Source organism: Sphaerisporangium sp. NPDC049003 (assembly GCF_043197795.1).
Lineage (GTDB): Bacteria > Actinomycetota > Actinomycetes > Streptosporangiales > Streptosporangiaceae > Sphaerisporangium.
Map to the genome: position 1 here is coordinate 196,803 of NZ_JBICTU010000016.1, position 10,384 is coordinate 207,186.

The following is a 10,384-nucleotide window of genomic DNA, read 5'->3' on the forward strand; positions in this document are numbered from 1 at the left end:
CCCCTGGCCCGCCACAGGCGTCACGTCATGGCTCCCGTGGCCCGCCACAGGCGACAGGTCATGGCCGGATCTCCACCGAGGCGATCCGGCCGGTCGTGCCGTCATCCCATCTCGGCCACTTCATCGGGGGATCCGGTCACTTCTGACGTCATTTCATCTCGGCCACCGAGCGGACCTCCACCGGGGGGATCCGGCGCAGGCACGTACGGTCGCCGACGCGCCCCCTGCGGATGAACTGGGTCTCCAGGGAGATCACGCAGGAAGAAGCCCTGTCCTGCTTCTCGGCGACATGGCCGGTGCTCGGGACCTCGATCACCTGGGCGTCGCGGTACTGCTCGGCGGCGAGCAGGCCCTCCTCGGTGGGGGTGCTCAGGTCCAGCTCCCCCGACAGGACCAGCACGGGCACGTCGGGCAGCCGCCCGTACCCGTACCGGGCCGGCGCCGCCCGGTCGGGCCAGCGGACGCAGAAGTCTCCGAGGTCCACGATCCCGGCGATCCACGCCTGCGGCCTGAACGGCCGGTACTCGGACGGATCCAGCCGCGCCACGTGCGCGGCGTACTGCCTGAACCGCTCCCGCACCGGGGCGCGCCTGTCCCACAACGCCGGGTAGTCGTTGCACGTCACCGTCACGTACATCGGCAGGCTGAACGTCCTGCCGCGCGCGGCGGATCCGCTGATCGGCCGTACCCGTTCCGCCAGCTCCACAAGGGGCTCGACATCCCGCTGGACCGCCAGGCGCAGGGCCTCGGGCAGCCTTCCGTACAGTTCCACATGGCTGGAGGCGAGCTTGTACACGGTGCTCGCGAGCGCCGTGTCGTCCAGGACACCGCCGGAGTAGCGGATCGGCCTGTCCTCCAGGCGCCGCGCCATGGTCTTCAGGTCGTCCAGCACCGCGTCCCCGTCGCACCCGCCCCCGGACCGGCGGCACAGCAGGTGGACGGACCTGCGCATCGCCCGCGCCGCGGGCCCGCCCAGCATGTCGAAGTCCAGCGGGTACGCCGAGGACATGACGATCGAGCGCACATGCTCGGGATGCCGCTCGGCGTAGACGGTCATCAGGTACGTGCCGTACGACTGGCCGAGCAGGTCGAGCCTGCCGATGCCCAGGTGCGCCCGTACGGCGTCGATGTCGTCGGCGGCGGCGGCCGTGGTGTAGTAGCGGCGCCGGGCGCCGATCTCGGTCCCGCAGGCGTGGACCGCCTCCAGCGCCAGCAGGCGCGACCCGGACAGGTCGCTCCACCGCGCCGAGTCACACCGCAACGGCCCCGACCCGCCGACCCCGCGAGGGTCGACCAGCAGCAGATCGTAACTGTCCAGCAGGTGGCGGTACGCCCCGGCGTAGTCCCGGTGCCCGATCACCGGCACCCCGGGCCCGCCCGGGTTCGGCACGATGGTCCCCTCGGCGGGCCGCGAGGTGTCGTGTCTGCGCACCAGCGCGTAGGCGACGGTCGTAGTGCCGGCCGAGGGATCGTCCCTGTCCAGCGGCACCCGCAGGCTCCCGCAGGTCGCCCCCACCGGACACCCCGACACCACACTCGCCGCCCCCGCCGCGTCCGCCACACCCACTGCGCTCGCCGCACCCACTGCGCTCGCGGCACCCTCGGCGCTCGCGGCGTCGCGAGCGAGACCCGCACGGGCGGACGCGGACGCGCACGGGAGCGACAAGAGCAAGGCGGCGGCCGCGACGCTCGCGGCGACGGATCTCATTATGTTCATGATCCGATCCTCCGCCGCGCGGGATCCCCCGCTCCGCTCCCCCGACCTCGGCGATTCCGGTACACACAGCCCTTAGCCCGGCGATCGCGCCGCACTGGAGAGGGGCCGTACACGACGCGGCTCCGGCACACGGCAGGCTTCACGGGAGCGGCCGGGACGGTCGCGGAACACGCGTTATTCAGCCTGCGTGTCCGCCGACTTCAGCCAGGTCCAGGAGGGCCCGTTCAGCGGCATCACGCAATCCGGCGTCATCGAGACCGCCCACCTGTTCCAGGATCTCCTGATCCGCGCAGTAGTCATCCACCGAGGCGAACAAACCGTCGAGAACATCGAACAGCCTCCCCTGCCATGCTGGTCCCCTTTGTAACACCACCGACCTGCGGATCGGCACGGAGACCGTGCTCGCTGCCGTCGCCCAACTCAGTTTCTGCTAACCGCGGGAGAGGCTGGGGCCGGTAGATCGCCTTAGGCTCCTTAGTCTCGACCGGAGCCCCGAATGCTGGGCGCGGCGGCTTTAAGCCCAGTGGAAAGCCGCCGTGGGCCTAGAGATGGCCCCCGGCGGCACGCCGACTTATGAAGAGATGCCCTTAACCCATTCCCATCTTTCTCCGCGTGCTTGCAGCAAAGTAAGACTGTTGCGAATACAGTCTTCTAGGCTGGCACCATCAAATCGGATCGGACCCTCTTCACCTAGGGGCGAGCCGCTCATTACGATTGTCCAGTAGTCCTCACCTTCTTCCAGCCTCTCTCCGTCAGTCTTTAGGATTACGTTAAGACCTGCTTCTGAAAGCTTCGTCATCATCTGTTCTATATTCACACGTGCTCCGTCTAGTAGCCACGTAACGCGGCCGCGATGTCTCGTACGTTCGTAAGTTTACCAGTAGCGACCTGCTGAATGATCTTTCTTAGTTGCGCAGCGTTAGGTCCAGTCGAAATATGATTGCGTTTCATAAGTGCTTGGACTACCGCCTGCGCGGTTCTCTTGTTTCCGTTGTCGAACATGTGAGCGCCGGCGATATCCCGAATAACAACACCCAATTTCTCCCAGAAGCTGCTATAGCGATCCATGTTCGCGTACATGCTTTCCAGGGAGCCGTTAATGGTTGTGGAACCGCCAAAATTTCTATTAAGGCCGGTGATCTCGTTACTGTCGAGGCTGTTCTTGATACCTCCGCACCCGCTTGCATTATGAACTAGGGCGTCAGTGGTTCCAACAGCCACGTGGTAGGTGCGGAGCCCTTGGATCGTGAGGTTGTGGACGCGCTGGTTGGCTCGCTGGTAAGCGCGGAGATGCAGCACCTTAACGGAAAGCCCTGTTGCCGTCCGAAGATGCATCCCAGCCTGAAGGGTTGATGCGTTGAACCAGTGCCCCTGATCATCGACCCAGAATGGGTGTTTGTCGGTTGCGGTAACTGTCCCGACGGCATTTCCCTTGTCACCATCGGAATCCACGGTAATTTCTACCAGATCTTTCTGGCCCTGACTCTCAATTAGTGCGACAACGGGCTTGGACTCGTTCTGGCCCGTTAAGGGATCGGTGGCCAGAACCTCATCTCCAAGTTTGATGTCTTCGATCGGCTTTAGGGTTCCGTCTGCCATAAGAACCCTAGTGCCAGGAGCGAAGCTATTGCATAGTGCCTCGCCTTTGGCTATTTTTCGAGCGATGGAGGCAAACTTTGGCAGCTTCCCCAGGATGGTTGCGGCCGCTTGAGCTCCAAGCTTTGCGACCACCGTTCCTGCGATCTCTTCCGGCCCGAAACCGGCAATCAGGAGCGCATCAACGACCAATTTGATGTTTGCTGCGTGAGCTTTGGCGTGTGCGGTTACAGGGTCACCGTCGCCGCTCAAGATCCATTCGGCGCAGGTCTGGCTAATCCGCTTGATATCATTGGCGTCAGAGCCGCATCTCTTAACGTACTCGACATATGCAAGCTCGATCGCCTTTGACAGCTCGACTTCTTGGGCTTTCTTCCATTTAGCCTTACAGCTGCTCTCGCCATACTTATCTACGCAAGAATTCCATTTAGCGACTTCCTTGCAATGTTGCGTAGATTTCTCGATAGGTGACTGGCATCCATCGTCGCGGGACAAGCCGGACGGGTCGGAGAAGCCAATGGGATTGTCACCAGCATAACTGTATGGATTCGCTGCCTGTGGTTTGGTGAGATCGAGAACAGGGTCGGTGGAGATGAATCGAGCTATGTTGGGGTCGTAATAACGAGCGGACAGATAATCGAGGCCGGTAGTATCGTCTTCAACCTTGCCCAAGAAACCGTGATCGGTAAAGGGCAGGTCGTCGATGCCTCGGCGTTTGCCGTAGGGCAAGTAGCGTTCGCGGCTGACCTGCCCGGTGCCGTCGTCGATTCCTAGCTGCTGGCTGCCGTGGAGTCCAGACGTCATCCATTTCAGGCTTCCGCTGCCGATGCGGATAGCAACCGTCGATCCGTCAGGGGCGGAGTAGTACCGCTTGCCCATCAGCTGGCCATCAGCCAGTTCGACTTCCATATCGCCGAGGTAGAGCGTGATCCTACCTCCTGGATCCCGGCGGATCAGGCGCTCGCCGTCGGCGTCGTAGACCATGGAAGTGTCCTGGCCGTCGACGGTGGCTTTTGAGAGTTCCCCGAGCTCGTTCCATTCGAATGTGGCCGGCTTGCTTGCTACCGTGCGCGTTTTTAGTCGACCCGTGTTGTCGTAGGCGTAGGAGTCGGTGCTGCCACCAGGCCGGTCGATGGAGGTTACTGTGTTGGGGCGGATCGACGAGGCGCCGGGTGTTGGGTAGTGGTAGGTGGAGGTTTGGTCGTTGTCGGTAAATGAGGTGAGGTTACCGACGAGGTCATAGTTGTACTCCTGCTTGTACGGATCAATGCCTAGGCCGTCAGCGCCAGATATGCCCGCCGTACATGAGGAAGCCGTCGTAGTCCAAGCGGCCGATAACCTGCGCAGCCCGTCATACGAGAAGCATTCTGACTGGCCTGTCGTACTACCCGAGACGGCCGAGGCCGCGTCCAAAATCCGAGTGATATCACCCGCCGCGCCGTAGAAGTACTGGTCGTCTTGGGCCAGCTGAGGAGTAGAGGTGTCGGCTTTCACCGTGGTGCTGACCCGGGAGAGCCATCCAGTGGAGTTGTCCCAGGTGACAGTTCGCTTGATTTTTCCGGTCGCCCCGTAATACCGCTCGGCCAGACGGGACGTCGCGGTGTACCTAGTGTCATTGACGTAAGTGAACCCCCCACCGAAGTCGGAGGTCAGCCCCTTGGCCAGTCCAAGGTCCGTCAATGTGGAGGTGACCTTCTCGGCCGGCAATCCTCCCGCTGCGGGCATGCCCACCTGAGTTAGATTCCCGGCAACGTTATAAGCAGCGGTGAAAGTGTAATCACCTGCCAGTAGGTCTTCTGACGAGGGAATGGTAAGGGTTGAGCCGGTCGGGCGGCCCATGCTGTCATAATCAGTGACCTGGCTGGTGTAGGCGTAGCCGTTAACGTAGCGGGATGAGGAGGTCAGCTTGCCCTTGGCAAGGGTGTCATAGGACCAAGAGCTCAGCTTCGTCCCGGTACCAGACTCACCGGCCCACACCGCAGTCTTACGCCCCAGATCATCGTAGCTGTAGGAGAGCTTTTGTCCGTTGCCGTCCTTGGTCCAGCTCAACCGCCCAGCCGAGTCGTAATGCTCCTCGCCGACTCCAGCGTCGGGGTCCTGGGAGGTGATTCGGCGGCCTAGGAGATCATAGGTGAAGCTTCGGATATTGCCGTTAGCGTCCACCATCTTGGTGAGGTGGCCTTCGGGGTCATAGGTGTAAGAGGTGTCTTTGTGCGTGGTGGCGTCGGGCCACTCTTCGATCTTCACGACCTTGTCGCTGGTGTCGGTCCAGTAGACGGACTTGCCGCCTACGGGTGGCTGTGACGCTGCCTCGTAGTGGTCACCGAAGTGAGTCGTCATTGTGCGGCGCAACTCGGATGCGCCGGTGTACTCGATTTGCGCTGTCGCCCTTTCGGCGCCGTCGTAGACGGTCTTGGACCACTGGGGCAGGCTAGTGAAGGCGGGGTTCAGCAGTCCGGTGCCCGCGTCGGCGGCGTTGTGCACCGGCTGAGAAACGGCAGCGGTAAGACCGCGTGCGTCATAAGCCGTGGCGGTGGTGATGCGTCCGCTTGCTGGCGAGGTCGACTGCTGTTCTCTTAGTCGGCCAAGGCCGTCTATGTAGGTGTGCTGTGTCACCCATATAGCCGTGCTGCCTGAGCCGGACTGTAGCTTGCTAAGCCTGGTTTTAGCCGCCGAGGTGGGCTGACCGAGGTTTCCGTCATAGGGGATGGTGTAACTCACGGTTGCTGCGGCTGTGCCGCCACTCTTGGGCTGCTGGGGTGTCCACAGGGTCGTGGTGCGGCCAAGCGCGTCGTACTCGAGTTGCGTGACCTTGGCGTTAGCGTCTCGTACCTCGGCGAGCTGGCCATAGTAAGGCGACCGCCGACTGGTCGTGATGTGGTCGAGCGGGTTGGTGGTCACCATGCCGTTCGACGGCCATCCAGTCGCAGGAATGTAGTCGATCCTTGTGGTCTTGCTGGCGGCGTCGATGGCAGACGTGGTCCGGCCATAGCTGTCGTAGCGAGCCCCAGTGGTTTGATACTCGGAATCGCTGCTGTAAACACGAGTCTGCGTGGCGTTGCCCACTGTCGGAGTATTGCTTGTGGGGCTGGTGGCGCCGTCGTAGAGAGTGACGGTGCGGCCGAGCAGGGCACCGGTGGTGCAGGTATCGCCTGCGCGGCGTTCGACCGTGGCCGGGTAGCTCAGCAGCCATTTGGTGGTGTTGCGAGCATAAGTAGTGGTGGTGCAGGTGTTGTCGGTGGCGTCGCCGGTCTGGCCGTAGTTGTTGACCTTGGTGGGCAGGCCGTAGGTGTCGTAGGTGGTGCGCTGGTCGGTGTAGCGGAAGCCGGTGGTGATGGCTTCGCGGGTGGCCTGGCGGGTGGTGTTGATCAGCCGGGGGTCGTAGATTCCGGGGCCGTCGCCGGTGGGGACGGTGGTGTACTCGTACCGGGTGGAGCCGACCTCGATGTAGCCGCCCAGGGTGGGGCCGCTTGGGGGTGTGGTGGGTGTCGGGGTGGGGGTCTGGGTGATCGTGGGTGTGGGGGTGGGGGCGGCGGTGCAGTCGCCGAGGTCCTTCCAGGCGTTGGTGATTTTGCCGGGTTCGGAGCCGACGCTGGCCTGCAGGGCTTCCCAGTGGTGGTTGGCCCAGGTGACCTTGTTGCCCGTGGTGTAGGAGCCGAATTTCTGCCAGGTGGGGTAGGTGCAGGCGAATACGGTGGTGCCGAACATGCCGCGCAGGCCGTTGACCAGGGCGCGGGCGGGGGCGAGGGCGGCGGTGATCATGCGGGCGCCGGTGGGGGCGGCCGCCGCTCGGTGGTGTTGGGCGGCGGCGTCGGGCTGTGGTTGTGTTCCGGAGGTTCGCGGGGGGATGGGTGGGCCCGTCGGGCCGGACCGGGCCGCTACGGGCTCCGCCGCGGCGGGTGCTACGGGTGCGGGTGTGGTGAGGGTTTGGCCGTTGATGGTGGTGGCGCGCCAGGTCTGTTCTTGCAGGGTGCGGCCGGCCAGGACCCGGGTGTCGTTGTAGGTGTTGCCCTCGAAGTCGGTGACCGTGGTGCGTTTGGGAGTGCCGTTGGTCAGCGGGTCGTCGTACATGCCGCGGTAGAACGCGGTGGTGGTGACGCTGTAGTCGTCGGGGCTGGTGCCGGCGCCCTTGATGGTGCGCACCTGCTGGTAGCCGCGGAACTCTTCCCAGTCTTCGGTCAGCATCTTGCAGTAGCCGCTGACCGGTGGGGTGCACAGGACCCCGTCCAGGGTGGTGGCGCGCATGTAGTTGAAGGCGCGGGCCCAGGCGGGGGTGCCGAGGTATTCGTACCGGGTGGGCATGTCGGGTGAGCCGCCGACCAGGTCTTTGTCGACGGTCTGGGTGACCAGCCACTTCAGGTACACCGCCCGGCTGGTGCGGGGGATGCCGTTGGTGTCGTAGTAGGAGCCGAGGGTGGCCTGGTAGCAGTCACGGGCGCCTGTGTCCCACCCGGTGGTGGGGTACCCCGACGGGTAGGGGCAGGGGTTGGGCTGGCCGTAGGTGATGTCGGTGCGCCCGCCGAGCCCGTTGTAGACGGTGGAGATGCGGGGGAACCGCAGCCGGGGCTTGCCCTGGGAGTCGTTGTAGTCGGCCCGGTTGTCCAGCAGGGTGGCTTCGAAGTCCACCGGAGGCAGGGCGATGTCGGGGCCGTCCCCGGCCAGGCCGACCGGGCGCAAGGTGTCCAGCCACAGCACCGGCCCGGCCGGGGGCAGGCCTTGCGGGATTTGGGTGTACACCCACTTGTACCCGGCCTCCAGCCGGTACACCTGGTCCCAGCCGCTGGTGGCCGGGTTGTGCACCGAGGTGACGACGTTGTCCAGGCGCTTGGAGATGTAGAACGCCGGACCCGGGGTGTCACAGGCGGTGATCACGTCGGACGGCCCGGACGGGCAGTTCAGATCGGTCGGGGTGTCGTTGTCCCACGGCACCCCCGAGGCCGGCGGGGTCCCCCGGTCCACGGCGTTGAACACCACCTTGGCGGTGTGCGCCGACCCGGTCACGTTGGTGTTACGCCCGTAGGCGACCTGCGCCAGGTAACCGCCCCGGTCATAAGCCACCCGGAACGCGCGCCCGTCCCCCAGCGGGCCGGGCTGGCACAACGCGCCGACCGTCTTGCAGTACCAGTTCTCCTCACGGGTGAAGGTGTAGTCGACCACGTTGCCGTTCGGGTCGATCTCCTGGTCCAGGTTCCACCGCCACGGCGCGAAACACAGCCCCGGCGCACCGGTCTTGGAATACTGGTCCCGGCACGGCTCCCCGGTGTCATCCCCCACATACGGGGTCTGCCACATCGAATCGCGGTGGTAGCCGAACCGGTACACCGTCCCATCGACCGTGGTCACCACCCAGAACGACTGCCCGGTCTGGGAGGAGGTGGAATAGTCGATCTTCCACCCGTAGTCCTCGACCGTCTTCCACCCGCCGCTGGTCCGATCCTTCACGATCGCCGACGACTTCCCCTCCACCGACAGCGTCAAATGCGAGGTGGTGTAGTCGGTGGTCGCCGCATCCCCGTCGTTCTCATCCGGCGACTCCCAGCATTGGTGCTTCCAATTACGCTGGTCAGGATTCTTGCTCGACTCCACCACATCATCGGCACACCCCCGAAACCGGCGCTCGATGAACCCCGTCGAGACATCCCACCCCATCCCCGCGACCGACGCCTGATTGTTGGTGTAGTTCGTCAGCCCATCGATCGACGACGACGAATACGACAACGCCAACTGCGGAGCCTCACCGGCCACCGGAGGCGGCACCGGGATCGGATAGTTGTACGAGAACCCGCCACCCGACAAACCGACCTGCCAGGAACCGGCCGCCTTCAGATCCGTCGCCGCGAAGTTCCCCGTCCCCGAATCCGGAGTCCCCGCCGCCGCGACTGAGGCCATCACGTACACCTTGCCGTCCGACGGCGAAGCGCCCGGAGCGGCCTCCACATCCGCCACGAGATGGCGAGATGCCTGATCATTGGACGACGGCACCACCCGCGCGCTCTCAGCCGCCTTGGCACACCCCGCGTCAGGCCGAGCGGCCAGCACACACGCAGGCATCTCGATCAACCCGAGCCGCGCGGCAGACCCCGCAGGAAAAGCGTTGGCGAAGCCGGAGTAGTCCACACTCACCCGCACCCGGGCCGCCTTGAGGCCACCATCGGCCCGCGCGACACGCACCCCCAAAGCCGTACCACCCAGGCGTTTGGCAACGCCCGCGCTCAAGGTCTCCACCCGCACCTTGCCTGGCGAGGCCTCAGCGCCCGCCTGCGCCACCGACACCGGTGAATCCGACGCCTTCGCAAAACCGGCGCCCACGGCCACCTCGGCCGACCCGGCACTCGGCAGCACCGGTGCGGCGGCCTTGGTCACCGGAGGCGGCGAATCCTCCACACCATGGACATCGGCGACCTTCCTGATCGCCCGCCCCTCCACCGACCGCTCCTGGGAGGAAGAGGACCCCGGCGCCGACGGCGACACCAGATCAGTGATCACCCCGACGCTGGACGCCAGCAACGCGATCGAAAGCACGGCTAACAGCCACATTTGGACACGCTGAAGGCGCACGCCTCAACCTCCGAAATACCCCGTCGACCCGCGACACTGTGCCCGGCGGGCCGTATAAAGCACCTATAAGTGACAAAAACGCTCTCATCTTGATCAGTGTCAGCAACCCTGTCAATGCGCTGTCAGCCAAACGGCGACTACGGAGAGTCATGAAGCTGCCGAAGTGGCCGGTCATGACCACTCCCGATTGCCAGGAAACACTTAGATAACTGTCAGAGAGCATGGCCATCAGTAGCGGAACCACTCGGCTCAGCCGACATACGGCCGGGAGCGGGAGCTATCGGAAAGCGCACCGGTGGTGATTGTCGGTACTCATTTCCAGGCTTGCCAGCGGCGGAGAGGTAGCGGTGATGAGTCCTCATGCCCGTTTGGACGGCCTGGTGTATGAGAGGAGCAGCCTGCTCGGTGTGACCCCTCCTGTCGCTTGCCAGCCTGATGGGACCACCCAGTTGCCACGAGGAAGGGACCACCTGGTCGTGTAGTCGATCATAATGATCTCCCTCAGTTCGTCCC

Annotated in this window: 3 protein-coding genes; all 3 read right to left on the reverse strand. The window is 64.2% G+C overall.

Annotation, left to right across the window (positions count from 1 at the left end; translation table 11 throughout):
- Window positions 1–148: 148 nt before the first annotated feature.
- The 3 genes from ACGFIV_RS19580 to ACGFIV_RS19590 all read right to left on the reverse strand — a co-directional run bounded on the left by ACGFIV_RS19580 (window position 149) and on the right by ACGFIV_RS19590 (window position 9,850).
- Window positions 149–1,717, reverse strand: coding sequence for an alpha/beta fold hydrolase (locus ACGFIV_RS19580; protein WP_392836590.1), 1,569 nt, complete (start codon window positions 1,715–1,717; stop codon window positions 149–151).
- A gap of 178 nt (window positions 1,718–1,895) precedes the next feature.
- Window positions 1,896–2,108 carry a colicin immunity domain-containing protein gene (locus ACGFIV_RS19585; protein ID WP_358560517.1) on the reverse strand — a complete coding sequence of 71 codons (213 nt, stop codon included), beginning with the start codon at window positions 2,106–2,108 and terminating at the stop codon, window positions 1,896–1,898.
- 437 nt (window positions 2,109–2,545) lie between these two features.
- Window positions 2,546–9,850 carry an RHS repeat-associated core domain-containing protein gene (locus ACGFIV_RS19590; RefSeq protein WP_392836595.1) on the reverse strand — a complete coding sequence of 2,435 codons (7,305 nt, stop codon included), beginning with the start codon at window positions 9,848–9,850 and terminating at the stop codon, window positions 2,546–2,548.
- Window positions 9,851–10,384: the final 534 nt, after the last annotated feature.